Genomic DNA, 24,276 nt, shown 5'->3' with positions numbered 1-24,276 from the left:
GGTGAAGGTCTACCGCACCGCCGGCTGCGGCAGGGCGGCGAGGATCTCCGCGGCCGCTTCGCGGCCGATCCGCACCGCCCCGTCGACGTGCTGGTACCCGTGTCCGGCGAGGTCGCTCGACGCGAACCGGATCGGGCCGACGGCCGCGCGCTGGTCGGCCCCGTACCGGACGAGACCACCCAGGTCGAAGCTCGCCGCGTACGCACCGCGGGTCCACTCCTCGGTGCCCCAGTCGCTCTCGTAGAAGACGACGGGACGCAGCGCCTCGTCACCGTAGTAGTGCGCGAGGGACGCGAGCACCCGGGCCCTGCGCTCCTCGGCGGACAGGGCGAACACGTCGTCTGCGTGCACGTCCGAGACGAACCCGACGAGCGTCCCCTGCTCCGAGCCGAAGGAGGTGTTGTCGTACGCCTCGTGCACGAGCTCGTACGGGCTGAACGCGGTCCCGGACAGCCCGGCTCCGCGCCAGAAGGGCCGGTCGTAGACGGCGTGCACCTTGATCACGAAGCCCATCGACAGGTGCTGGTGCAGCTGGTGCTGGCGCCGGGGCAGCGGCGGCTCGTAGCTGATCCGCGAGTAGAGGGGCGGCGGGACGGCCACGAGCGCCTGCCGTGCGTGCACCTCGATGCCGCCGTCGGCGATCGCGACGACGCCCTCGTCGGACCACCGCAGGGTCCGCACCGGTGCGTTCAGGTGCACGTCGGGACCGAGCCGGTCGGCGAGCCGCTCGGAGACCTGCTGCATCCCGCCGACGACGCGCTTGTCGAGGATGAAGTCGGCGTCGACGAGGTTCGTGAAGCTCCCGGCGGACGCGGCCATGAGCAGGGCCTGCAGCGCGGAGAACGCGTGCGCGGGCTTCGTGAGCATGGCACCGGCGATGAACAGTTCGACGTTGTCGGTGGCGACCCGGTCGTCGCTGAGCGTGTGCAGCCAGGCACGGAACGAGGTCTCGTCGAGCGCGGCGGCACCCTCGGTCTCCCACGGGCGCGCCGGGTCGACCTTCGCCACGTACTCGTCGACGACGGCGACGAGCCGCTCGATCTCGTTCGCGGTGGCCTCGGGGAGCGGGAAGATGTCGCCGGTGTACTCGGTCCGGGTGCCGTGTTCGTCGATGTAGACGCTCGACCCCTCGCGGTAGCGGTCGTACGTCTCGAGCCCGAGCTCGTCGAGGGTCTCGAGCAGGGCGGTCTGGTCCGGGGAGACCCACTGTCCGCCGATCTCGAGCGTGACGCCCTCGATGTCGTCGGTCCAGGTGCGCCCGCCCACGCGGTCCCGGGCCTCGAGCACGGTGACGGTCTTCCCGTCGGCGACCAGACGATTCGCGGCGGTGAGGCCGGTCACCCCCGCGCCGATGACGACGACGTCGCTCTCGATCATCGTGCTGCTCCTTCGGTCGACCGGAACGGGTCCGGGGTCAACGTGTACATGGTCTCGAGGTACTCGGCGATGCCCTCGCCGCCGCCCTCGCGGCCGAGGCCGGACTGCTTCACGCCGCCGAACGGTGCCGAGGCGTTCGAGACGACGCCGGTGTTGAGACCCAGCATGCCGGTCTCCAGGCGCTCCATGAGCCGCTGGCCGCGGGCCGGGTCCTCCGTGAAGGCGTAGCCGACGAGGCCGTACTCGGTGTCGTTCGCCGCCGCGATGGCCTCGCCCTCGGTGCGGAAGGAGCGGATCGCCAGGACGGGGCCGAAGATCTCGTCGCGCAGCAGGTCGCTGCCCGGCTGCACGTCGGTGAGGACGGTGGGGGCGTAGAACGTGCCCGGTCCCTCGACCGGGTGGCCGCCGGTCCGGACCACCGCGCCGCGCTCGACCGCGTCGGTGACGAGCCGGTGGGCCTTGGCGACGGCGCGGTCGTCGATGAGCGGGCCGATCGCGACGCCGTCCTCGGTGCCGCGGCCGACGGACATGGCCTCGACGCGGGCGGTGACCCGGCGGGCGAACTCCTCGGCGACGTCCTCGTGCACGAGGAACCGGTTCGCGGCCGTGCACGCCTGCCCGGTGTTCCGGAACTTCGCGGCGAGCGCCCCCTCGACGGCGAGGTCGAGGTCCGCGTCGGCGAACACGAGGAACGGGGCGTTGCCGCCGAGTTCCATGCTGGTCCGGAGCACGTTCTGCGCGGCCTGCGCCAGGAGCGTCCGCCCGACCGGGGTCGAACCGGTGAACGAGAGCTTCCGGAGCCGCGGGTCGGCGATGAGCGGCTCGGACAGTGGACCGGCGTGCGTGGTGGGGACGACGTTCACGACCCCGGCCGGCACGCCCGCTTCGAGGAGCAGGTCGGCGAACAGCAGGGTGGTGAGCGGCGTGAGCTCGGCGGGCTTCACGACGACGGTGCAGCCTGCGGCGAGCGCCGGGGCGATCTTGCGGGTCGCCATCGCGAGCGGGAAGTTCCACGGGGTGATCAGGTACGCGGGGCCGACGGGCTTGTGCGTGACGATCGCCCGTCCGCTGCCCTCGGGGTTGGTGCCGTACGAGCCCCCGATGCGGACCGCCTCCTCGGAGAACCACCGGAGGAACTCGCCGCCGTACGTGACCTCGCCGCGGGCCTCGGCGAGCGGCTTGCCCATCTCGAGCGTCATGAGGAGGGCGAAGTCCTCACGGCGCTCCTGCAGCAGGTCGAAGGCCCGGCGGAGGACCTCGGCGCGCTGGCGCGGCGGGGTGGTCGCCCACGCGCTCCGTGCGGCATCGGCGGCGTCCAGGGCCCGGACACCGTCCTCGGGGGTTGCATCGGCGATCTCGAGGAGCGTCTCGCCGGTGGCGGGGTCGACGACGGGGAACGTCGCGCCGTCGGCTGCCTGGCTCCAGGTGCCGTCGACCAGGAGGCCCGTGGGGACCTTCGCGAGCAGCGCGCGTTCCGCCTCGCTCTGCTGGGTCGCCGGCCGGGTGGTCGGCTGGGTCGTCTGCTGGGTGTCGGTCATGCTGCGGAGAGTCCTTCCAGGACGACGTCGAGGCCCTCGCCGAGGAGCGCGTCGTCGATCGCGAGCGGCGGCAGGAATCGGAGGACGTTGCCGTACGTCCCCGCCGTCAGGGCTACCACGCCGTGCTCGTACGCGTACCGGACGACGCGGCCGGTGAGCCCCGGATCGGGTTCGCCGGTGGCGGGGTCGACGAGCTCGACGGCGACCATCGCACCGCGGCCGCGGACGTCGCCGATGCGCGGGTCGGTCGCCTGTGCGGCTCGGAGTCGTCCGAGCAGCAGGTCGCCGATGGCCCCGGCACGGTCGACGAGTCCGTCGTGCTCGAACGCGTCGATCGCGGCGAGGGCCGCGGCGCACGCGACGGGGTTCCCGCCGTAGGTGCCCCCCAGTCCCCCGACGTGGGCGGAGTCCATGATCTCGGCCCGCCCGGTCACGGCCGACAGCGGCAGCCCGCCGGCCATGCCCTTCGCCGTGGTGACGACGTCCGGGACGATCCCCTCGTGCTCGCTCGCGAACATGGCGCCGGTGCGGGCGAACCCGGTCTGCACCTCGTCGGCGATGAACACGACGTCGTTGGCGGTGGTCCACTCCGACAGGGCGGCGAGGAACCCGGGCGCCGGGACGACGAAGCCGCCCTCGCCCTGGATCGGTTCGATGAGCACCGCGGCGGTGTTCTCCGCGCCGACCTGCTTCTCGATCTGGCTGATCGCGCGCTTCGCGGCCTCCGGTCCGGAGAGCCCGTCGCGGAACGGGTAGGACATCGGCACGCGGTAGACCTCGGGCGCGAACGGTCCGAAGCCGTTCTTGTACGGCTGGTTCTTCGCCGTCAGCGCCATCGTCAGGTTCGTCCGGCCGTGGTACGCGTGGTCGAACACCACGACGGCCTGCCGACCGGTGTGCTTGCGGGCGATCTTCACCGCGTTCTCGACGGCCTCGGCGCCCGAGTTGAACAGCGCGGTCCGCTTCTCGTGGTCGCCCGGGGTGAGCCGGTTGAGGGCCTCGGCGACCTCCACGTACCCGTCGTACGCGGCGATGGTGAAGCACGTGTGGGTGAACGCCGCGACCTGCTGCTGCACGGCCGCGACCACGGCGGGGTGCGCGTTCCCGACACTCGTCACGGCGATGCCGGAGCCGAGGTCCACGAAGGAGTTGCCGTCCGCGTCGACGAGCACACCACCGCCGGCGGCGACGACGGCGATCGGGACGGCGACCCCGACGCCGGCAGCCACGGCGGCGGCCTTCCGTTCGAACAGTGCACGGGACCGCGGTCCCGGGACCTCGGTGACGAGCCGCCGCTCCTGGGGCAGCGAGGGGCCGCCCGCGGCGGCGCTGATCGAGGGTGCAGCGCTGGAGGTCATGCGGCGATGGTAGGAGCGTCGCGCCGCACTCCCCACTGTCCACCGTGTACAGCGCGCACGATGTCGATCGACGCTGCGGATAGGGTGCCCTCATGCCCGCGACCCTGCGCTCACTGCTGCACCGCGCCGACCTGCACCTCCGGCTCCTCACCAGCGCCGACGCCGCCGCGCTCGACGCACCGCTGTCCTGGTTGCACAGCTCGGACCTCGACGACCCGACGCCGTTCCTCGCCGACGGGCAGGGGCTCCTGACCACCGGCACCCAGTTCGGCGCGGAGGCCGAGGTCACCGAGTCCTTCGCCACCGCGTACGTCGCACGGCTCCGCGCCCGCGGCGTCGTGGCGCTCGGCTTCGGGACCGAGGTCGTCCGTGCCGGGACCCCCGCGCAGCTCGTCGACGCGTGCGAGGCACTGGGCCTGCCGCTGTTCGAGGTGCCCTACGAGACCTCCTTCATCGCCGTCGCCCAGGCGAACGCCGACGCCGTCGCCCGCGACGCGAACGCCCGGAACGCCTGGGCCCTGTCGGCACAGCGCGCCATCTCCCTCGCCGCGATGCGCCCCGACGGGCTCGGTGCGACCATCGCCGAGCTGTCCCGGCAGATCGACGGCTGGGTCGGGCTGTTCGACGTGTCCGGACGGCTCGACCGCGGCCACCCGGTCGACGCCGTCCCCGCCTCGGACCTCGACGTGCTCCGGACCGAGTCGCTGCGGCTGCTCCGCGCGGGACAGCGGGCGAGCCTGCCCGTGACGACCGAGCACCACGCGGGGTTCACGCTGCAGACCCTCGGGAGCGGCGGGCGCCTCAGCGGGGTGCTGGCCATCGCGAACGGCGGCGCCCTCGACCGTGCCGGGCGCGAGGTCGTCACCGCGGTGATCGCCCTCGCCGGCCTCGCCCTGCAGCAGAACCGCGAGCTCGCCCGGGCACGGGGGCTGCTCCGCACCGGCCTCCTCACCATGCTCTCGGTCGGCGAACCGACCGTGGTGGACACCACGTCCCGCGAGGTCTGGGGGCCGCTCCCCGTCGAACCCGTCCGGATCGCCGCGCTCGACGTCCCCGACCGGGACCTCGACACCGTGGTCGACCTGCTCGAGCTCTGGGTGCAGGACCGTCCCGGCCAGCTGTTCTTCGCCGTCGACGACGCCCTCTTCCTCTGCGTCAGCGCGGACGACACGGGGATCGTCGACGAGCTCGTCGCCCGCTTCGACCTCCACGCCGGGCTCTCCGACGGCAGTGCGTACCGGTCCTTCGGGCGGGCACGGACCGAGGCCGTGCAGGCCCTCGACCGCCGGCGCGAGGGGCGTCCGGGGACGACGGAGTTCGGCGACCTCGCCCGCGAGGGGGTGCTCGCCCACCTCGCACACGTCGACGTCGACGCCGGCGCCGTCGCCCGCGCCTTCCTCGCCCCGCTCGTCGACCACGACCGTGCCGCCGGCACCGAACTGACCCGGACCGTCCGGGCGTGGCTCGAGCAGAACTGCGAGTACGACCGCACCGCCCAGGAGCTCGGCATCCACCGGCACACCGCGCGCGCCCGGGTCGAGCACGCCGGGCGACTGCTCGACCGCGACCTCTCGGCCTTCGCGACCCGTGCGGACCTCTGGGCGGCGTTCGTGGTCGAGCGTGGCCCCGGGGCCGGTCCGACGGCGCCCGCCTAGGCTGGAGGCGTGCCGACGACACCGGCCCGCCGCCGCCTCAGCCCGGCGGAGCGGGAGGCCCAGATCACCGCTGCCGCGATCGCCGTCGCCCGCGCGGACGGGCTGGCCGGAGTGACCCTCCGGGGCGTGGCCGCGTCCATCGGCGTCGCACCGTCCCTCGTGGCCCACTACCGCCCGGCGATGGAGGACCTCGTCGGCGAGACCTTCCGCGCGATCGCCGCCACCGAGGTCGCCGAGGTGGCCGCGATCGTGGCCGACGAGCGCGACCCCGTCGCCCGGCTCGGCACGCTGCTGTCCTGCATCGCCGACCCGGACCGTGACGACGTCGCCGCGCTCTGGGCCGACGCGTGGAGCATCGGCCGGACGAACTCCGTGCTCGCCGCCGCGGCCCGCGGCGTCATGGACGACTGGCAGCGACTGGCGACGGGGATCGTCGTGGAGGGGGTCCGTTCCGGCGCGATGCGCACGGACGACCCGGACGCGTTCGGCCGCCTGCTGTTCGCGCTCGTCGACGCCACGAACGGCTACGCCCTCGTCGACTACCTCGACCGGTCCACCCGCGAAGCGCTCGTCCGGACGACGATCGCCCGCGCCGTCGGCCTCGACCCCTCAGCGCTGCGGTCCTGACTCCGGGTGCAGCGCCACCCACTGCAGCAGCATGATCGTCTTGCCGTCGGCGATGCGACCGTCGTCCACCATCGCGAGCGCCTCGACGAGCGGGAGCTCCAGGACCTCGATGTCCTCGCCCTCGTCCTCGATCCCCCCGCCGGCGTCGACGCGGTCCGCCGGTCGGTACGCGCCGACGTAGCAGTGCACCCGCTCCGTGACCGAGCCGGGGCTCATGAACGCGTCGTGGACCAGCCGCACGTCCCCGAGCCGGATGCCGAGCTCCTCGGCGGCCTCCCGACGCACGGCGGTCTCGGGGTCGTCCTCCTCGAGGAGCCCGGCAGCCGCCTCGACGAGCATCCCGTCCGGGTGACCGTTCACGTACGCCGGCCAGCGGAACTGCCGGGTGAGCAGCACGGTGCCGCGCTCGGCGTCGTACGGCAGGACCGCCGCGCCGTTGCCACGGTCGTAGGTCTCCCGCTGCTGTCGGTCCCACCGGCCGTCACGTCGGCGGACGTCGAGGGTCGTCCGGCGCAGCACGTGCCACCCGTTCGAGACCACCTCGACGTCCCGCACCACGACGTCGGGGTTCCGGTCGAGCCCCCGCCCGACGGCGTCGAGACCGGTCCGGCCGCGGTCGTCGGGCACCGTCGTCCCCGGCCGGGGGTCCGTCGTCCGCGCATCGTCCACGGCCCCACGCTAACGCCCGACGGCCGCGACGGACGTGCCCCGGGTACGCTCGTCACGCCGCAGCAGGGAGCGGCGGGGACGGGGCAACGCATGACCACGACGGACGACCTCCGACGACCGCGACGGCGTCGACCGCGAGCGGTGACCACCGCCGTCGTCCTCTGGGCGGTGTGGCTGGTGGTCGGCGTCGTGTCGACGGTGGTCGTCTCCGTGTCCGGGTGGGGACTGACGGGCGCCGCCGGCGTCCTCACGATCGTGCTGTCGCTCGTCGTCTGGGCGGTGGTCGCCGCGGCGGTCGTCCTGCTGCTCCGCGGTTCCCCGGTCGCGCGCATCGTCCTCGTCGCGGTCGCCGCGCTGCGCGCCGTCATGAGCATCACCGACGGTGGGGTCTCCACCGCGCTGATCGCGCTCTCGGTGGTCGCAGCGGTCCTGCTGTTCGTGCCCAGCGCACGCCCGTTCTTCCGCCGGGGCGACGTGCCGGAGCCGAGCCGCGCCTCCAGTCCGGACGCGTCCTGAGACGCGAGAAGGCCCCCGGATCTCTCCGGGGGCCTTCTCCCTGCCTGGTGCGCGAGGGGGGACTTGAACCCCCACGCCGTTTCCAGCACACGGACCTGAACCGTGCGCGTCTACCAATTCCGCCACTCGCGCCAGCCCCGAAACACTACCACGCACAGACGGTCCCAGACGCCAACCACTACCATGCGTAAGGTCGTACGACCGAGAACACTGGAGACCCATGGGCCTGTTGGACAGCTTCGAGCGAGGGCTGGAGCGTGCCGTGAACGGCGCGTTCGCGAAGACCTTCCGCTCCGGCGTGCAGCCGGTGGAGATCTCGAGCGCCCTCCGACGAGAGCTCGACACCAAGGCAGCGGTCGTCTCCAGGGAGCGCATCCTCGTGCCGAACGAGTTCGCTGTGCGCCTCGCGCCGCCGGACTTCACCCGCATGAACGACGTCGGCCGCCCGCTCATCGACGAGCTGTCGCAGATGGTGCAGCAGCACGCCGTGGCACAGAACTACTCGTTCTCCGGACCGGTCACGATCCGCCTGCAGCAGGACGGCACGCTGTCGACGGGCATCCTGCAGATCGACTCGACGACGGTGCAGCGGGACGTCGCCTGGGTCGCGGTGCTCGACATCGGGTCGCAGCGGCACAAGCTGCACCGCGGACGCACCGTCATCGGGCGCGGGACCGACGCGGACATCACCGTCGCCGACACCGGGACGAGTCGCAAGCACGTCGAGGTGATCTGGGACGGCAAGCACGCCCAGGCCAACGACCTCGGGTCCACGAACGGCTCGAAACTGAACGGCGAGCGGTTCCAGCAGGCCATCGTGGAGCCGGATTCGACGATCGAGATCGGTCGTACCCGTATGGTGTTCCGGGTGATCCCCGAGAACGACGGAGGTACCAGGTGACCACAGGGCTGACCCTGCTCGTCCTGCGCTTCGCGTTCCTCGCGGTGCTCTGGCTGTTCGTGTTCGTGATCGTCTTCGCCCTGCGGAGCGACCTGTTCGGCCAGCGCGTGCGCACCATCCCCACGGACCCGAAGGCCGGCTCCTCCGGTCCGTCGACCCCCTCGACGCCGACGGCGGCCGCCACGGCTCCGGCAGCGGCCGGCGCCTTCACGGACCTCATCGCACAGCCAGGAGGCGCGGCGCAGCCGGCCGGACCGGTGGCCACCCGCCTCGTGATCACGGAAGGCTCGCGCGAGGGCATGGAGATGCCGCTCGGTGGCGGTCCGATCACGATCGGCCGGTCCAGCGAGTCCAACGTCGTCATCCGCGACGACTACACGTCCACCAACCACGCCCGCCTCGACCTCCGCGCCGACGGCTGGCTCCTCACCGACCTCGAGTCCACGAACGGCACCTTCGTCGACGGTCAGAAGGTGAGCGTCCCCGTGGTCGTCGCGGCCGGGACGCCCATCACGATCGGGACGACGACGTTCGAGCTGCGGCGGTAACCCGGGATGACGGCTCGCACGCTGAGCGCCGCTGTGTCCCACGTGGGGCGCATCCGCGCGAACAACCAGGACTCCGGCTACGCCGGGGCCCACTTGTTCGCGGTCGCCGACGGCATGGGCGGCCACGCCGGCGGTGACGTCGCCTCAGCGATCGCGATCCGGCGCATCCGGGAGGTCGACCGCGAGTTCCCCTCCGCCCACGACGCCGAGTTCGCCCTGCAGTCGGCGCTCATCGCGGCGAACCAGCTCATCACCGAGACGGTGTTCGAGCACCAGGAACTGACCGGCATGGGCACCACGGTGTCCGCCATGATCCGGGTCGGCGAGCAGGTCGCGATCGCGCACATCGGCGACTCCCGGATCTACCTGCACCGCGACGGCGAACTCCGGCAGATCACCTCGGACCACACGTTCGTGCAGCGCCTGGTCGACAGCGGCCGGATCACGCCGGAGGAAGCGGCGGTCCACCCGCGCCGCTCGGTCCTCATGCGCGTGCTCGGCGACGTCGACGCCGCACCTGAGGTCGACACCGCGATCATGGACATCCGGCCGGGCGACCGCTGGCTGCTCTGCTCCGACGGACTGTCGTCGTACCTCGCGGAAGAGCGGATCCGACACGCGCTCGCCTCGAACATGGACGCCAACCAGGTCACGCAGCGCCTGGTCAAGGAGACGCTCGACCACGGCGCGCCGGACAACGTCACGGTCGTCGTGATGGACGTCACCGACACCGAACCGGCCGACGACGACGACGCGGCGACCACCGTCGGCTCCGCGGCCGCTCCCCTGACCTTCGAGGCGTCGACCGGTCGCAAGCCGATCCGCCTCCCCACGATCCTGCTGCACCCGCTCAAGGTCTCCACGGCGCCGGAGGACTCGCACTTCGAGCCCGAGTCCGACCAGTTCTTCGCCGAGCTCATCGCCGAGGACCGCCGTCGCCGGATCCGTCGACGCATCTCGTGGACGATCGCCCTGGTCGTCGCCGTCGCGGTCCTCGTCGGAGCCGTCTTCCTCGGGTGGCGGATCATCCAGGACCACTACTACGTCGGCACCGACCGCGGCACCGTCGCGATCTACAAGGGCGTGCAGCAGTCGGTCGGACCGATCACGCTGTCGGACGTCTACGAGGACACCGACATCTCGGTGTCGTCGCTGCCCGACTACACGCGGGAGAACGTCCGCTCGACCATCAACGCACAGTCACTGGACGACGCGCGGGACATCGTGGACCGACTCCGGAAGGCCGCCGAGACCGGTCAGGACCAGGCCGGCACGGGTGGTGACGGCGGCTCGGCCTCGCCGACACCGACGGCCTCGCCGACAGGGTCGCCGTCGGCCTCCCCCGGGGCGAAGCGATGAGCACCGCCACCGCGCAGTCCTTCACGCAGGCGATCACGATCAAGCTGCGCGAGCCGGCGCGCGCTCGGAACCTCGAGCTCGTGCTGCTCGTCATCGCGTGCGGCATCTGTGCCGGCGCCATGGTCCTGGTGCAGCTCGGCACCAAGGGCAGGCTGTTCGACACCTCGGTCCTGTGGGTCGGCGCGGGCATCCTCGGCCTGGCGCTCGTCATGCACGTCGTGCTCCGGGTCGTGGCGAAGAACGCGGACCCGTTCATCCTGCCGGTGGCCCTCGTGCTGAACGGCATCGGCATCGCCGAGATCTACCGGATCGACATCCACAACGACCTGTCCGGGTGGGCGGCGATCGGTGTGAAGCAGATCGTCTGGACGATGCTCGCGATGGTGCTGGCGATCGTGACGATCGTGCTCGTCCGAAACCACCGGTTCCTGCAGCGCTACCGCTACATCTTCATGTTCCTGACGATCGCCCTGCTCCTCCTCCCGATGCTGCCCGGGATCGGCGAGAACGTCGGCGGTGCGCGGGTCTGGATCAAGATCGGCCCGTTCTCGTTCCAGCCCGGCGAGCTCGCGAAGATCACGATGGCGCTGTTCTTCGCCGGTTACCTCGTCACCGCGCGGGACTCCCTGTCGATCGTCGGCCGCAAGTTCCTCGGGATGACGTTCCCGCGGGCCCGTGACCTCGGTCCGATCCTGGTGATGTGGGGCGCTGCGATGGCAGTCCTCGTCTTCCAGCGCGACCTCGGCACCGCCTTGCTGTACTTCGGCCTGTTCCTCGTGATGCTCTACGTCGCGACCGGCCGGATCAGCTGGGTCGTCATCGGCGTGGCACTGTTCGTCGGCGGCGCGGTCATCGCGCAGTCGGCCCTCGTCTACGTCCACGGGCGGTTCGAGCAGTGGCTCGACCCGTTCAACCAGGAGATCTTCCAGCGGCAGACCCAGGGCAGCTACCAGCTCGTCCAGGGGCTCTTCGGCTTCGCGAACGGCGGCATCACCGGGACCGGCCTCGGCCAGGGGCGGCCGTACATCACCCCGGTCGCGAACGCGGACTACATCATCGCGTCCCTCGGCGAGGAACTCGGGCTCATCGGCGTCTTCGCGATCCTCGCCCTGTTCATCGTCCTCGCCTCGCGGGGGATGCGCGTGGGCTTCATGGCGCAGGACGACTTCGGCAAGCTGCTCGGGGTGGGCTTCGGCTTCATCATCGCCCTGCAGGTGTTCGTGGTGGTCGGCGGCATCACCCGCGTCATCCCGGTCACCGGCCTGACGACACCCTTCATGGCCGCCGGCGGCTCGTCCCTCATCGCCAACTGGATCATCGCCGCGATGCTGCTGCGACTGACCGATGCCATCCCCGCCGAGCAGCGCGTCCAGCAGGGCGCGATCCCGGCCGCACGCGGCCGCGGTACGACCAGGAAGGAGCGCCGCCGGTGAACCGACAGCTCCGCGGTGTCTCGACCGTCATCGTGCTCATGTTCGTCGCGCTCTTCGTGTCGACGACCTCGATCCAGTTCTTCTCGGCCGACTCGCTCCGCGCCGACTCCCGGAACTCCAGGACGATCCTCGCGAGCTACTCCACGAAGCGCGGCGCCATCCTCGTGAACGGCAGCCCGATCGCCGAGTCCACCGCCGTGGACGACCAGTACCAGTACCAGCGGAAGTACACCAACGGCGAGCTCTACTCGGCCGTGACCGGGTACTTCACGATCGGTCAGGGCAACTCCGGGATCGAGGGCGCCGAGAACACGGTGCTGTCCGGCAACTCCGACGCCTCGTTCTTCCAGAACCTCAACGCGATCCTCACCGGCCAGGACATCCAGGGCGACAACGTCAACCTGACGATCGACCCCGACGTGCAGCAGGCCGCGTACGACGCGCTCGGCGACAACACCGGTGCCGTGGTCGCGATCCAGCCGAAGACCGGCAAGATCCTCGCGATGGTGTCGAAGCAGAGCTACGACCCGAACTCGCTCACCTCGCACGACACGCAGAACGTCATCGACCAGTACAAGACGCTCGAGAACGACAGTGCGAAGCCGCTGCAGAACCGGGCGATCGGCGGCGACCTCTACACGCCGGGATCGGTCTTCAAGCTCATCGTCGCGTCGGCGGCGCTCGAGGGCGGCAAGTACACGCTCGACTCCGAGTTCCCGAACCCGTCCCGCCTGCAGCTGCCGGGCACCAGCACGTACATCAACAACGCCGAGGGCGGGTCCTGCGGCGGTGGCGACACCGTGAAGCTCCGCGTCGCGATCCAGAACTCGTGCAACATCCCGTTCGCGGAGCTCGGTCAGAAGCTGGGCTACGACGCGATCAAGAGCATGGCCGACAAGTACGGCTTCGGCGACGCGATCGAGGTCCCGATGCGCGCCACGGCGAGCCAGTACCCCGCCGTCGACTCGACCGCGCAGCTCATGCTGAGCTCGTTCGGTCAGGCCAGCGTCCGGGTGTCGCCGCTGCAGATCGCGATGGTCTCCGCGGGCATCGCGAACGGCGGCAAGGTCATGCAGCCCTCGCTCGTCGACTCGATCACCACGAGTGACCTGAAGACGGTCGAGTCGTTCTCCCCGAAGCAGTACAGCGACCCGCTCTCGTCGTCCGAGGCGAGCGACCTGACCGAGGCGATGCAGAGCGTCGTCAGCTCCGGGACCGGGACCAATGCCAAGATCGACGGTGTCGACGTCGCAGGGAAGACGGGGACGGCCGAGGGCGGGACGGGTGATCCGTACACGCTCTGGTTCACGGGCTTCGCCCCGGCGAAGGACCCCGAGGTGGCCGTCGCGGTCGTCGTCGGGAACGGCGGCGGGCTCGGGCAGTCCGGCGTCGGCAACACGGTCGCGGCCCCGGTCGCGAAGAAAGTCATGGAGGCGGTGCTGAACAAATGAGACCCACCAGCGGACTCACCTTCGGTGGGCGGTACCAACTCTCGTCCCGCGTCGCGATCGGCGGCATGGGAGAGGTGTGGCAAGCCACCGACCTCGTCATCGGCCGGACCGTGGCACTCAAGATCCTCAAGGACGAGTACCTCGGCGACCCGGGCTTCCTCGAGCGCTTCCGCGCCGAGGCCCGCCACGCCGCGCTCGTCAACCACGAGGGCATCGCCAACGTCTTCGACTACGGCGAAGAGGACGGCAGCGCCTACCTCGTCATGGAACTCGTCCCCGGCGAAGCGCTCTCGACAATGATCGAACGGGAGCACACGCTCCCGGTCGACAAGGTCCTGGACATCGTCGCGCAGACCGCGAACGCCCTGCAGGCCGCGCACGCCGTCGGCCTCGTGCACCGTGACATCAAGCCCGGCAACCTGCTCATCACGCCCGACGGCCGGGTCAAGATCACCGACTTCGGGATCGCCCGCATCGCCGACCAGGTCCCGCTCACCGCGACCGGCCAGGTCATGGGCACCGTGCAGTACCTCTCCCCGGAGCAGGCGAGCGGTCACCCGGCGTCGCCGTCGACGGACATCTACTCGCTCGGCATCGTCGCGTACGAGTGCCTGGCCGGTCGACGCCCCTTCACGGGCGAGTCGCAGGTCGCGATCGCGATGGCGCACATCAACGAGCAGCCGCCGGCGCTCCCCGGGGACGTCCCGGAGCCCGTCGCCGCGCTCGTGATGTCCTGCATCGCGAAGAAGCCCGCCGACCGTCCCGCGACCGCGGCGAACCTGGCCCGCGCGGCCCAGGCGCTCCGCCGTGGTGACGTCGCGGCGGCGACGGTGGCCGTCCCGGCCATCGCCGGAGCCGGCACGGTCGCCTTCAACCCGCCGCAGGCTCGGGGGAACGACGCGGCGACCGCGCTCATCGGGACCCAGGCCGGCGTCGTCGCCGGCGGACCGGGCGCCCCGAGGTCCCCGGTCGACGGTGACGACGAGGAGCCGAAGAAGAAGCGCGCCTGGATCTGGTGGCTCGTCGGAGCCATCGCCGTGCTCGTGATCGCCGGCGTCATCGCCGCGTTCGCCCTCAACGGCAACACCACGCCCGAGCCCACGAAGTCGGTCACGACCAGGAGTGCGACCCCCAAGCCGAGCAACACCCCGACACCGACGCCCTCCGACACCCGGATCCCGGTGAACGCCAGTGACTACGCGGGCATGGCCGCGACCGACGCCCAGGCCCGGTTGCAGCAGCTCGGGCTCGGGGCGGACATCGTGGACGGCGATCCGGCGTCCTCGCAGGCCCAGGTCGGCACGGTCCAGTCGATCAGCCCGACCGGGAACCTCGAGCCCGGCACGACCGTGACCATCAAGGCGTACACTGCCGTGGCGTCGGTGACGACCGCGCCGGAAGCACCGAGCGCCGGGACCGTGTCGGACAGCGGCAAGGTCACGTTCTCGTGGTCGGCGTTCACGTCCTGCCCGGCCGGGTACTCGCTCACCGGGTACACGTACACGATCAACAACGGCACGGACACCAAGGGCAAGACGACCGGCACCGGCACGAACACCTCGGTGGAGGTCACCGGCGTCCAGCCCGGGACGATCTCGCTCTCGTACACGGCGAGCTGCGGCGACCTGACCTCGCCGAGTTCGTCCACCACGAGCGCGACGTGGGAGTCGACCGGGGACAACACCCCGGAGCCCGGCAGCACGGAGACGCCGCAAGACTCGCTGTGAGCCACCCCCGTACGGGGGCTCGCGACACCGTTGCGTAACGGTTCGGTCCGAGCCCCCTCGGCCAGCGTCTCACCAGCGAAGCCTGCCGTACACTTGCCCGGACGGACATTCGGAGGAGTACGTGCCAGAAGGTGTGACCGCGGGGATCACCCTCCTCGCCAACCGCTACGATATCGGTGACGTCATCGGTCGGGGCGGCATGGCCACTGTCCATCTGGGCAACGACACGCGCCTCGGGCGCAAGGTCGCGGTGAAGCTGCTCAAGCCGAGCCTCGCCAACGACCCGGCGTTCCGCACGCGCTTCCGTCAGGAAGCCCAGGCGGCCGCCCGGATGGCCCACCCGACGATCGTCCGGGTGTACGACGCCGGCGAAGAGACCGTCACCGAGACCTCGGGTGCCGAGGTGCAGGTGCCGTTCATCGTGATGGAGTATGTCGAGGGCCGTCCGCTCTCCGACATCATCGCCGACGGACCGGTCGCCCCGGACGAGGCCGTGCGCATCACCGAGGGCATCCTCACCGCGCTCGAGTACTCCCACCGCGCCGGTGTCGTCCACCGTGACATCAAGCCGGCCAACGTCATGGTCACGCACTCCGGCCAGGTCAAGGTCATGGACTTCGGCATCGCCCGGGCCATCACCGACACCTCGGCCACCGTCGCGCAGACGACCTCGATCCTCGGGACCGCCTCGTACTTCTCCCCGGAGCAGGCACGCGGTGAGACCGTCGACGCCCGCACCGACGTCTACTCCACCGGTGTCGTCCTGTTCGAGCTCCTGACCGGTCGGCCGCCGTTCCTCGGTGACACCCCGGTCGCCGTCGCGTACCAGCACGTGAGCGAGCAGCCGGTCGCCCCCTCGTCGTTGTCGCCCGAGGTGTCCCCGGCACTCGACGCGGTGACCCTGCACGCCCTGGTCAAGGACCGCACGCGTCGGTACCAGAACGCCGCCGAGTTCCGGAGCGAGCTCCAGCAGGCCGCCGCCGGACACGTCCCCGCGTCGACCCGGAAGCTCCAGCAGCAGTCGGCGCACGACGCGTCCTCGGTCCTGTTCGGCGTGAACCCCCGGACGACCTCGAACCCGGCCGTGGCGTTCCGCGAGCTCGAGGACGACACCGCCGAGCACCGCCCGCAGCGCACCCAGAACCGTCCGCCCGTCGCGTGGATCTGGGTCGGGATCATCCTGACCGCCGCGGTGATCGTCGCGGTGGTGTTCTTCGTCGCCAACCTGCAGCCCGGCAAGCCGCCGGTCTCGTCGTCGGTCAGCGTGCCGAACGTGGCCGGTGCCACCTACGACTCCGCCGCGTCCGCGCTCGAGAAGCGCGACCTCGTGCCCGTCAAGGTCGAGGAGAACTCGGATGACGTCGACAAGGGCACCGTGATCCGCACCGAGCCCGGATCCGGCACCAACGTCGGCCGCAGTCAGAACGTGCGCGTCATCGTGTCGCTCGGGCCGGAGCAGATCGCCGTCCCGGACCTCGCCGGACAGGCACAGGACGCTGCCCAGAAGACCCTGAAGGACGCCGGCTTCACGATCGGAGCGATCAACTCCGACTACTCGCCGGACGTGCCCGAGGGGACGGTCATGAGCACCGACCCCGCTGCCGCGTCGCAGCACAGCAAGGGCACCGTGGTGAACCTCACGGTGTCGAACGGCAAGGTCCAGTTGCCGGACGTCACGCAGCAGCCGTACTCGACGGCGAACGCCACGCTCGCCAACCTCGGGCTGCAGGTGACCCCGGCGCCGTCCTACTCGTGCACGGGCGGTACCGTGACGCAGCAGAGCGCCCCCGCCGGCGACATCGCGCAGGGCAGCACGGTCACGCTCACCTACTGCGCCGGGTCGACGCAGCCGTCCCAGCCCGCCGCTCCGAGCGGCAACGACGACGGTGGGAACGACAACGGTGGCGACGACGGCAACTGACGTGACCACGTCCTGACGGACGGGTCGTCTCCGGGACCCGCACCGCGCCTCCTGGCCGTCGTCCGTGCCGGCCACCCGATGGACGGTCTGGAGGCGCGACCCACCTCCCACGCGCCGCCCGCGGCGCGCACGTGGCCGGGCCCGATCAGCGGTGCGGTTCGATCAGTGCCGCGGTGCGCTCAGCGGTGCGCTGCGATCAGCGGGTTCAGCCCGGCGGCGCGGTCGGCTGCGCCGGCGAGCCCCGTCGTCTCGAGCCAGTTGCCCACCATGCGGTAGCCGCCCTCGGTCAGGACCGACTCGGGGTGGAACTGCACGCCGTACACCGGGTGGTCGCGGTGCTGCACGCCCATGATGACGCCCCCACCGGTGCGGGCTGTGACGGCAAGTTCGTCGGGAACGGTGCCGTCGACGATCGCGAGGGAGTGGTACCGCGTGGCCGTGAAGGGGTGCGGGACCCCGGCGAACAGGGTGCTGTCGTCGTGGTCGACCTGTGACGTCTTGCCGTGCATGAGTTCTTCGGCGTGGGTGACGGTGGCGCCGAGGGCCTCCGCGATGGCCTGGTGTCCGAGGCACACGCCGAGGAGCGGCTTCTCGGCGTCGATCGCGGCGTGCACGGCGTCGATGGAGACGCCGGCGTCGGCCGGGGTCCCCGGCCCGGGAGACAGCAGGACGCCGTCGTACTCGGCGATGCGGTCGGCGAGCTCGGACGCGGGGAAGGCGTCGTTCCGGACCACGTCGATCTCGGCACCGAGCTGCTGCACGTACCCGCCCAGCGTGTAGACGAAGCTGTCGTAGTTGTCGACGACGAGGATCTTGGTCATGGTCGGTTCACCGTACTCGTGGGGGATGTGTGCGGCGTGCTGAGAGTCTTCCCACACGCCCGGTCACGGTAGGATACCGGCCATGGCCAAGGACAAGGACCGCACCAAGCCCGCCCGGAGGACCCGAGCCGACTCGGTCGAGACAGCGGGGGACCAACCGAACCCCGTCTGGTTCAAGCCGGTCATGTTCGGCTTCATGCTCATCGGTCTCGCCTGGGTCATCGTCTTCTACATCTCGAACACGACGCTCCCGGTTCCGTCGCTCGGGTCGTGGAACATCCTCATCGGCTTCGGCATCATGTTCGTCGGCTTCCTCATGACCACCAGGTGGCGCTGACCTCGCCGACTCCTGCTTCCCGACGCCCGTCGTACCGAAAGGTGCGGCGGGCGTCGTCGTTCCAGGTTGTCCACAGCCGTTCGCTGCTCAGTGCGGTTGAACGGCGGCTGATGCACCGTTCTCCACAGTTCTCCACTGTTTCCACACCGCTGTCCACACCCGTGTCCCGGAGTTATCCACAGTCCCGTCCACAGTGGGGATAATCACACCCGTGTAACTCACCGTTTTGTCCACAGCTGTGGACAACTCGCGCCTCCGAGTGTGGAGAACGGGTGCCGATGCCGCTGCGACACGAAGAAGGCCCCACCGCGATCGCGATGGGGCCTTCTTCCGTCCGGTCGTCAGACGCCGGTACCGACACCGAGCTGGAGGCTCGCGTACGCCGCGTAGATCGCCGCGATGAGCACGACCGCCTCGGCCACGAGCAAGCCGATCTGCAGACCCCGTTGGCGGACGTTCCGCGTCTTCGAGAAGACGAACCCCGTGATGAACCCGAGGACGATCCCGCCGACGTGGGCCTGCCACGAGATGTTCGTCCCCGGGAGGAACCCAACGAACAGGTTCAACCCCATGACGATGAGCAGCTGCATCGCGTTGTAGCCGAGACTCCGCTGGATCACGAAGAACGCGGCGAACAGACCGAAGATCGCTCCCGAGGCACCTACCACCTGCGTCGCCGGGCTGAGGAGGGAGACCGCGAGGTCGCCGCCGAGCCCGGCCAAGAAGTACAGCGCCAGGAACCGCCAGCTGCCGAGGATGTTCTCGAGCATCCGGCCGAAGATCCACACCGCCCACATGTTGAACAGGATGTGGAAGAACGACGAGTGCACGAACAGGCCGGTGACCAGACGCCACGGCTGGCTGCCGACGAGCGGCGTGTAGTAGCTCAGCCAGGCGTTGACGAACCCGCCGGTCACCTCGTTGAGCAGCCACAGCACGACCGAGACGGCAACGATCACGACCGTCGCCTTCTGGTCGAGCATGGCGAACCGCCGCCGGGCGACCGTCATCCCACTGGGACCGGTCGCCCGTCGGTTCGCCGAGAACTGCGCCCGCTGCTCACGCACGCACTCGGGGCAGTGCACCCCGACCGCAGCCGGCGTCTGGCACTCCGGGCAGATGGTCCGCCCGCACCGCTGGCACAGGACGAAGCTCTGCCGGTCCGGATGCCGGTAACAGGTGTTGGACGAGTCGTACGCCGGGTTGCTCACGTGGTGGCTCAGGCGTCCTCGACGTCGATGCTCTGGATGACGACGTCGTCCAGCGGCTTGTCGCGGCCGTCGGTGGGCACGCCCTCGATCGCGTCGACGACGGCGCGGGACTCGTCGTCCGCGACCTCGCCGAAGATGGTGTGCTTGCCCTGCAGCCACGGCGTCGCCACGGTGGTGATGAAGAACTGCGAACCGTTGGTGCCACGGCCGCCCTGGATGCCCGCGTTGGCCATCGCGAAGATGTACGGGTTCTGGAAGGTGAGCTCGGGGGAGATCTCGTCGTCGAAGCGGTAGCCCGGGCCGCCGATGCCCTGGCCGAGCGGGTCGCCGCCCTGGATCATGAAGTCCTTGATGATGCGGTGGAAGATCACGCCGTCGTAGAGCTTGTCGGTCGAGAGCTTGCCGGTGCCGGGGTGCGTCCACTCCTGCTTGCCCGTCGCGAGGTCGACGAAGTTCTTGACGGTCTTCGGAGCGTGGTTGCCGAACAGGTTGACGCGGATGTCGCCCTTGTTCGTGTGGATCGTTGCGACAGCGGTGTGCAGAGACATGTTCCGATTCTCGCATGTACTCCTGACGTCAGACCGATCCCACAGCTGCGGTTCCGTGACCTGTCAGGCAGTGCAGTGGCAGGATGGGGGTCACGCCGTTCCGATGGAGGTACCAGATGACGACGATCGAGATCCCGCGCAAGCGTCGGAAGCAGATCAAGAAGCTCAAGGGCCAGACCGCCTCGCTCCTCGGCGAGCAGCGCAAGGTCCTCGAGCACGCGAACGCGATCCTGGCGGAAGCGCGGGCCAACGCCGCGGACACCGCTCGCAAGGACATCGCACCGCGCGTGCAGAACGCGATCGACAACGGCATCCGGCCGGCAGTCGCCACGGGTGTGCACGCCGCGACGAGTGCCGCGCAGAACGCTTCGCACCGCTTCCAGTCCGAGGTGGTCCCGGGCCTGGTGTCCACCGCCGGCTCGGTGCTGAGCGTGGTCGACCTCGCGAAGGACCCCCGGGTCCAGAAGATCGTGAAGGATGCCCAGAAGAAGGGCAAGCAGGCCAAGAAGTCCGCCGCGAAGTACGTGCCGGCGGCTGCGAAGCAGAAGAAGGGCATCGGCTTCGGCGGTGTCGCGCTCATCATCGTCGGCGTGGTCGCCGTCGCGGGTGCTGCGTACGCCGCGTACCAGACGCTCCGCGCGGACGACGACCTCTGGGTCGCGGACGACGCCGACACGGCGGAGAAGCCCGCCGCCTGACCTCCCGGTTCGTACGAAGGGCCCCGGCACGCGCCGGGGCCCTTCGTCGTCCCGCCCTGGGGCCCGGCGGCCGTCCGCCCGGAGCCCCGAGCGGGCGAAATACGTCCCGCTCGCCACCCGCCGGCGGCACATTCTGCCCGCTCGCCAACCGCAGACGGCGAGTCCCGCCCGCTCGGGGCAGACGGCGCAGACAGACGCGGGGACGAGCCACGGCCGGCCGAGAGAGGGACGAGCCGAACGAGCCGACCACGAGATGTGGAGCCTGGGAGAATCGAACTCCCGACATCCTGCTTGCAAAGCAGGCGCTCTACCAACTGAGCTAAGGCCCCGGGAACACTCATGTTACTGAGTGTCTGAGGGAGATGGTGGGGCTACAAGGACTTGAACCTTGGACCTCTTCGTTATCAGCGAAGCGCTCTAACCGCCTGAGCTATAGCCCCTCAGACCGGATGAAAGCCTACCGTACCGATCCCGCAGAACGAAATCGAGCGGCCGGCCCATCCGGGTCCGGGTGTGTCAGTTGTTCGTGAAGCCGACGAGCAGGCCGCCGGTGATCCGCACACTGAGGTTGTAGAGCACACTCACGATCGCGCCGAGCACGGTGCCGACGACCACGTTGAGGATCCCCACGACGATCGAGAACCCGAGCACCTGGCCCAGCGAGAACTGGTCCATGATCGAGTAGTTGTTCTGCCCGGTGACGTCCTTGAGCAGGGCGTCGATCTGGGTGAAGACACCGGTCTGGTTGAGGATGACCCACACCAGGGCGGTGGCGACCACGATCACGATCGACCCGGCCAGGGCGATGAGGAAGCTGAGCTTCACCATCGACCAGAAGTCGACGTACACCAACCGCAGTCGCACCTGACGGGTGCCGACGGGCCGCTTCGCCTTCTTCTGGAGCTTCTCGGCGACACTACTCATTGTTCGACTGGTCCTCTCCGGCCTCGTCTTCGACAGGCTCGGTGTCGGCGGGGTCGGCGGGTTCCGGGGCCGCTTCGTCAGGGCTGACCGTCTCCACCGGGCCCGCGGGCTCGATCTCGGCGTCGTCCTGGTCGTCCAGGTTCCGCTCTGTGTTCCGGGCCACCGCGATGATCCGGTCGTTCTCCGCGAACCTCGCGAAGACGACGCCCATCGTGTCACGACCCTTGGCGGGCACCTCGGACACGGCAGACCTTACCACCTTGCCCGATTGCAGCACGACGAGCACTTCGTCGTCCTCGCCCACGATGAGAGCACCCACAAGGTCGCCCCGGTCGGCGGCCAGCTTGGCGACCTTGATGCCGAGACCACCACGGCCCTGCACCCGGTACTGGTCGACGGAGGTGCGCTTGGCGTAGCCGCCCTCGGTCATGACCCAGACGTAGCCGTCGTCCGAGACGACCCGCGCCGCGAGCAAGGAGTCGCCGTCGCGGAAGGACATGCCCTTCACACCGGAGGTCGATCGACCCATCGGCCGCAGGGTGTCGTTCGTGGCGGTGAACCGCAGCGACATGCCGTGCTTCGACACGAGGAGCAGGTCGTCGTGCTCGTCGACGAGGAGCGCCTGCCGGAGCTTGTCGCCGTCGCGCAGGTTGATGGCGATGATGCCGCCGGTGCGGTTCGTGTCGTACTCGGTCAGCGCCGTCTTCTTCACGAGACCGTGCTCGGTGGCGAGCACGAGGTACTGCGCTGCCTCGTAGTCGCGGATGTCGAGCACCTGCTGGATCTGCTCGTCCGGCTGCATCGCGAGGAGGTTCGCGACGTGCTGCCCCTTGGCGTCCCGGCTGGCTTCCTGCAGTTCGTACGCCTTGGCCCGGTACACGCGGCCCTGGTCGGTGAGGAACAGCAGCCAGTGGTGCGTGGTCGTGACGAAGAAGTGCTCGACGATGTCGTCGGCGCGGAGCTGGGCACCCTTGACGCCACGGCCGCCGCGGTGCTGCGACCGGTAGTTGTCGCTCCGGGTGCGCTTGACGTACCCGCCGCGGGTGATGGTGACGACCATCTCCTCTTCGGGGATGAGGTCCTCGATGGACATGTCGCCGTCGTAGCCGAGCATGATCTCGCTGCGGCGGTCGTCGCCGAAGCGGTCGACGATCTCGGTGAGCTCCTCGCCGATGATGGAGCGCTGGCGGGTCTCCGAGCCCAGGATGTCCTGGAAGTCGGCGATCTTCCGCTCGAGCTCGTCCGCTTCGTCGTGGATCTTCTGGCGTTCGAGGGCGGCCAGGCGACGGAGCTGGAGCTCGAGGATCGCACGCGCCTGGATCTCGTCGACGCTCAGCAGGTCCATCAGGCCGGTGCGGGCTTCTTCGACGTCGGGCGACCGGCGGATGAGCGCGATGACCTCGTCGAGGGCGTCGAGCGCCGCCAGGTAGCCGCGCAGGATGTGGGCCCGCTTCTCGGCCTCGCGCAGCCGGTACTGGGTGCGGCGGACGATGACGTCGATCTGGTGGTCGACCCACGCGGTGATGAAGCCGTCGAGCGCGAGGGTGCGCGGGACGCCGTCGACGATCGCGAGCATGTTCGCGCCGAAGTTCTCCTGCAGCTGCGTGTGCTTGTACAGGTTGTTGAGGACGACCTTCGCGACCGCGTCGCGCTTGAGCACGATGACGAGGCGCTGCCCGGTACGACCCGAGGTCTCGTCGCGGATGTCCGCGATGCCCGCGAGCTTGCCGTCCTTGACGCCCTCGGCGATGCGGATCGCCAGGTTGTCCGGGTTGACCTGGTACGGCAGCTCCGTGACGACCAGGCAGGTCCGGCCCTGGATCTCCTCGACGTTGACGACCGCGCGCATCGTGATCGAGCCACGACCGGTGCGGTAGGCGTCCTGGATGCCCTTGGTGCCGAGGATCTGCGCGCCGGTCGGGAAGTCCGGTCCCTTGATCCGCTGCATGAGCGCGGCGAGGAGTTCCTCGCGCGTGGCGTCCGGGTGCTCGAGCGCCCAGTGCGCGCCGGCTGCCACCTCGCGCAGGTTGTGCGGCGGGATGTTCGTCGCCATGCCGACCGCGATGCCCACCGAACCGTTGACGAGCAGGTTCGGGAAGCGCGCCGGCAGGATGGCGGGCTCCTGGGTGCGGCCGTCGTAGTTGTCCTGGAAGTCGACGGTGTCCTCGTCGATGTCCCGGACCATCTCCATGGCGAGCGGCGCCATCTTGGTCTCGGTGTACCGCGGGGCAGCGGCGCCGTCGTTGCCGGGCGAGCCGAAGTTGCCCTGGCCGAGCGCGAGCGGGTACCGGAGCGACCACGGCTGCACCAGACGCACGAGGGCGTCGTAGATCGCGCTGTCACCGTGCGGGTGGAACTGTCCCATCACGTCGCCGACCACGCGCGAGCACTTCGAGAACGCCCGGTCCGGTCGGTACCCGCCGTCGAACATCGCGTAGATCACGCGGCGGTGCACCGGCTTCAGCCCGTCACGGACCTCCGGCAGGGCACGGCCGACGATGACGGACATCGCGTAGTCGAGGTACGAGCGCTGCATCTCGAGCTGCAGGTCGACCTGCGAGATGCGGTCACCGGAGACGACGATGTCCCCGCTGTCGCCGTGCACGATCTCGGGCTGCTCGTCGGCGCCGTTCTCGTTGTCGTCAGCCATTGGCTTG

At 70.1% G+C, this 24,276-nt stretch carries 21 protein-coding genes and 3 tRNA genes; 12 read left to right on the top strand and 12 right to left on the bottom strand.

The genetic code is table 11. From position 1 onward, the window contains the following. Positions 1 to 9: 9 nt before the first annotated feature. The 3 genes from FS825_RS07090 to gabT are packed head-to-tail and all read right to left on the bottom strand — an operon-like array spanning position 10 to position 4,273. Entirely contained in the window at positions 10 to 1,377 is a 1,368-nt protein-coding gene (locus FS825_RS07090) for a flavin monoamine oxidase family protein (protein ID WP_144711747.1), read from the bottom strand. Next, entirely contained in the window at positions 1,374 to 2,915 is a 1,542-nt protein-coding gene (locus FS825_RS07085; protein WP_144711746.1) for an NAD-dependent succinate-semialdehyde dehydrogenase, read from the bottom strand. Before FS825_RS07085 ends, FS825_RS07090 begins: the two co-directional genes overlap by 4 nt. Next, on the bottom strand, positions 2,912 to 4,273 hold the full coding sequence (gene gabT / locus FS825_RS07080; protein ID WP_144711745.1) for a 4-aminobutyrate--2-oxoglutarate transaminase: 1,362 nt from the start codon (positions 4,271 to 4,273) through the stop codon (positions 2,912 to 2,914). Before gabT ends, FS825_RS07085 begins: the two co-directional genes overlap by 4 nt. Before the next feature lie 92 nt (positions 4,274 to 4,365). Here gabT and FS825_RS07075 point away from each other — a divergent pair, with 92 nt between their 5' ends. Both FS825_RS07075 and FS825_RS07070 read left to right on the top strand, forming a co-directional pair. Further along, on the top strand, positions 4,366 to 5,928 hold the full coding sequence (locus FS825_RS07075; RefSeq protein WP_144711744.1) for a helix-turn-helix domain-containing protein: 1,563 nt from the start codon (positions 4,366 to 4,368) through the stop codon (positions 5,926 to 5,928). A 9-nt stretch (positions 5,929 to 5,937) separates the two neighbouring features. Then, positions 5,938 to 6,555, top strand: a complete 618-nt coding sequence (locus FS825_RS07070; RefSeq protein ID WP_144711743.1) for a TetR/AcrR family transcriptional regulator — start codon at positions 5,938 to 5,940, stop codon at positions 6,553 to 6,555. Here the strand turns inward: FS825_RS07070 and FS825_RS07065 are convergent. Continuing rightward, positions 6,538 to 7,224, bottom strand: a complete 687-nt coding sequence (locus FS825_RS07065; RefSeq protein WP_144711742.1) for an NUDIX domain-containing protein — start codon at positions 7,222 to 7,224, stop codon at positions 6,538 to 6,540. The two genes, FS825_RS07070 and FS825_RS07065, sit on opposite strands and share 18 nt — an antisense overlap. A gap of 90 nt (positions 7,225 to 7,314) precedes the next feature. Between FS825_RS07065 and FS825_RS07060 the strand changes: the two genes are divergently transcribed. Beyond that, positions 7,315 to 7,740, top strand: coding sequence for a hypothetical protein (locus FS825_RS07060; protein ID WP_144711741.1), 426 nt, complete (start codon positions 7,315 to 7,317; stop codon positions 7,738 to 7,740). A gap of 45 nt (positions 7,741 to 7,785) precedes the next feature. Here FS825_RS07060 and FS825_RS07055 read toward each other — a convergent pair. After that, positions 7,786 to 7,872 (bottom strand) — tRNA-Leu (locus FS825_RS07055). 88 nt (positions 7,873 to 7,960) lie between these two features. On the opposite strand from FS825_RS07055, the gene FS825_RS07050 reads away from it, so the two are divergent. The 7 genes from FS825_RS07050 (at position 7,961) to pknB (ending at position 17,080) form a co-directional block, all read left to right on the top strand. Next, entirely contained in the window at positions 7,961 to 8,641 is a 681-nt protein-coding gene (locus tag FS825_RS07050; protein ID WP_144711740.1) for an FhaA domain-containing protein, read from the top strand. Further along, positions 8,638 to 9,189, top strand: a complete 552-nt coding sequence (locus FS825_RS07045) for an FHA domain-containing protein FhaB/FipA (protein WP_144711739.1) — start codon at positions 8,638 to 8,640, stop codon at positions 9,187 to 9,189. The genes FS825_RS07050 and FS825_RS07045 overlap by 4 nt, the downstream gene beginning before the upstream one ends. A 6-nt stretch (positions 9,190 to 9,195) precedes the next feature. Further along, entirely contained in the window at positions 9,196 to 10,548 is a 1,353-nt protein-coding gene (locus FS825_RS07040; protein ID WP_144711738.1) for a Stp1/IreP family PP2C-type Ser/Thr phosphatase, read from the top strand. Next, entirely contained in the window at positions 10,545 to 11,981 is a 1,437-nt protein-coding gene (locus tag FS825_RS07035) for an FtsW/RodA/SpoVE family cell cycle protein (RefSeq protein WP_144711737.1), read from the top strand. Before FS825_RS07040 ends, FS825_RS07035 begins: the two co-directional genes overlap by 4 nt. Further along, on the top strand, positions 11,978 to 13,432 hold the full coding sequence (locus FS825_RS07030) for a peptidoglycan D,D-transpeptidase FtsI family protein (protein WP_144711736.1): 1,455 nt from the start codon (positions 11,978 to 11,980) through the stop codon (positions 13,430 to 13,432). Before FS825_RS07035 ends, FS825_RS07030 begins: the two co-directional genes overlap by 4 nt. Next, complete coding sequence (locus tag FS825_RS07025) at positions 13,429 to 15,159, top strand: protein kinase domain-containing protein (protein WP_144711735.1); 1,731 nt, start codon at positions 13,429 to 13,431, stop codon at positions 15,157 to 15,159. The genes FS825_RS07030 and FS825_RS07025 overlap by 4 nt, the downstream gene beginning before the upstream one ends. A 133-nt stretch (positions 15,160 to 15,292) precedes the next feature. Then, positions 15,293 to 17,080, top strand: a complete 1,788-nt coding sequence (pknB, locus tag FS825_RS07020; protein ID WP_144711877.1) for a Stk1 family PASTA domain-containing Ser/Thr kinase — start codon at positions 15,293 to 15,295, stop codon at positions 17,078 to 17,080. 179 nt (positions 17,081 to 17,259) lie between these two features. Here the strand turns inward: pknB and FS825_RS07015 are convergent, their stop codons facing one another. Next, positions 17,260 to 17,901 carry an anthranilate synthase component II gene (locus FS825_RS07015; protein WP_144711734.1) on the bottom strand — a complete coding sequence of 214 codons (642 nt, stop codon included), beginning with the start codon at positions 17,899 to 17,901 and terminating at the stop codon, positions 17,260 to 17,262. Between the two features lie 82 nt (positions 17,902 to 17,983). On the opposite strand from FS825_RS07015, the gene FS825_RS07010 reads away from it, so the two are divergent. Continuing rightward, positions 17,984 to 18,238: a cell division protein CrgA gene (locus FS825_RS07010; protein ID WP_071291654.1), complete on the top strand. Its 255-nt coding sequence runs from the start codon at positions 17,984 to 17,986 to the stop codon at positions 18,236 to 18,238. A gap of 341 nt (positions 18,239 to 18,579) precedes the next feature. Here FS825_RS07010 and FS825_RS07005 read toward each other — a convergent pair whose 3' ends face one another. Both FS825_RS07005 and FS825_RS07000 read right to left on the bottom strand, forming a co-directional pair. Continuing rightward, positions 18,580 to 19,305, bottom strand: coding sequence for a rhomboid family intramembrane serine protease (locus FS825_RS07005; RefSeq protein ID WP_260981058.1), 726 nt, complete (start codon positions 19,303 to 19,305; stop codon positions 18,580 to 18,582). 152 nt (positions 19,306 to 19,457) lie between these two features. Further along, positions 19,458 to 19,997 carry a peptidylprolyl isomerase gene (locus tag FS825_RS07000; protein WP_144711732.1) on the bottom strand — a complete coding sequence of 180 codons (540 nt, stop codon included), beginning with the start codon at positions 19,995 to 19,997 and terminating at the stop codon, positions 19,458 to 19,460. Between the two features lie 116 nt (positions 19,998 to 20,113). On the opposite strand from FS825_RS07000, the gene FS825_RS06995 reads away from it, so the two are divergent. Further along, complete coding sequence (locus tag FS825_RS06995) at positions 20,114 to 20,695, top strand: hypothetical protein (protein ID WP_144711731.1); 582 nt, start codon at positions 20,114 to 20,116, stop codon at positions 20,693 to 20,695. Positions 20,696 to 20,951: 256 nt separating this feature from the next. Here FS825_RS06995 and FS825_RS06985 read toward each other — a convergent pair. The 4 genes from FS825_RS06985 to gyrA all read right to left on the bottom strand — a co-directional run bounded on the left by FS825_RS06985 (position 20,952) and on the right by gyrA (position 24,269). Further along, positions 20,952 to 21,024 (bottom strand) — tRNA-Ala (locus FS825_RS06985). Positions 21,025 to 21,058: 34 nt separating this feature from the next. Continuing rightward, positions 21,059 to 21,135, bottom strand: a tRNA-Ile gene (locus FS825_RS06980). A gap of 76 nt (positions 21,136 to 21,211) precedes the next feature. Beyond that, positions 21,212 to 21,619, bottom strand: a complete 408-nt coding sequence (locus FS825_RS06975) for a DUF3566 domain-containing protein (RefSeq protein WP_070417462.1) — start codon at positions 21,617 to 21,619, stop codon at positions 21,212 to 21,214. Continuing rightward, complete coding sequence (gyrA, locus tag FS825_RS06970; RefSeq protein WP_144711729.1) at positions 21,612 to 24,269, bottom strand: DNA gyrase subunit A; 2,658 nt, start codon at positions 24,267 to 24,269, stop codon at positions 21,612 to 21,614. The genes FS825_RS06975 and gyrA overlap by 8 nt, the downstream gene beginning before the upstream one ends. Positions 24,270 to 24,276 lie beyond the last annotated feature (7 nt).

It is taken from the genome of Curtobacterium pusillum (genome assembly GCF_007680845.1).
Classification (GTDB): domain Bacteria; phylum Actinomycetota; class Actinomycetes; order Actinomycetales; family Microbacteriaceae; genus Curtobacterium; species Curtobacterium pusillum_B.
The sequence above is the reverse complement of the archived record's forward strand: the minus strand, read 5'-3'. Positions and strand labels throughout refer to the sequence as shown.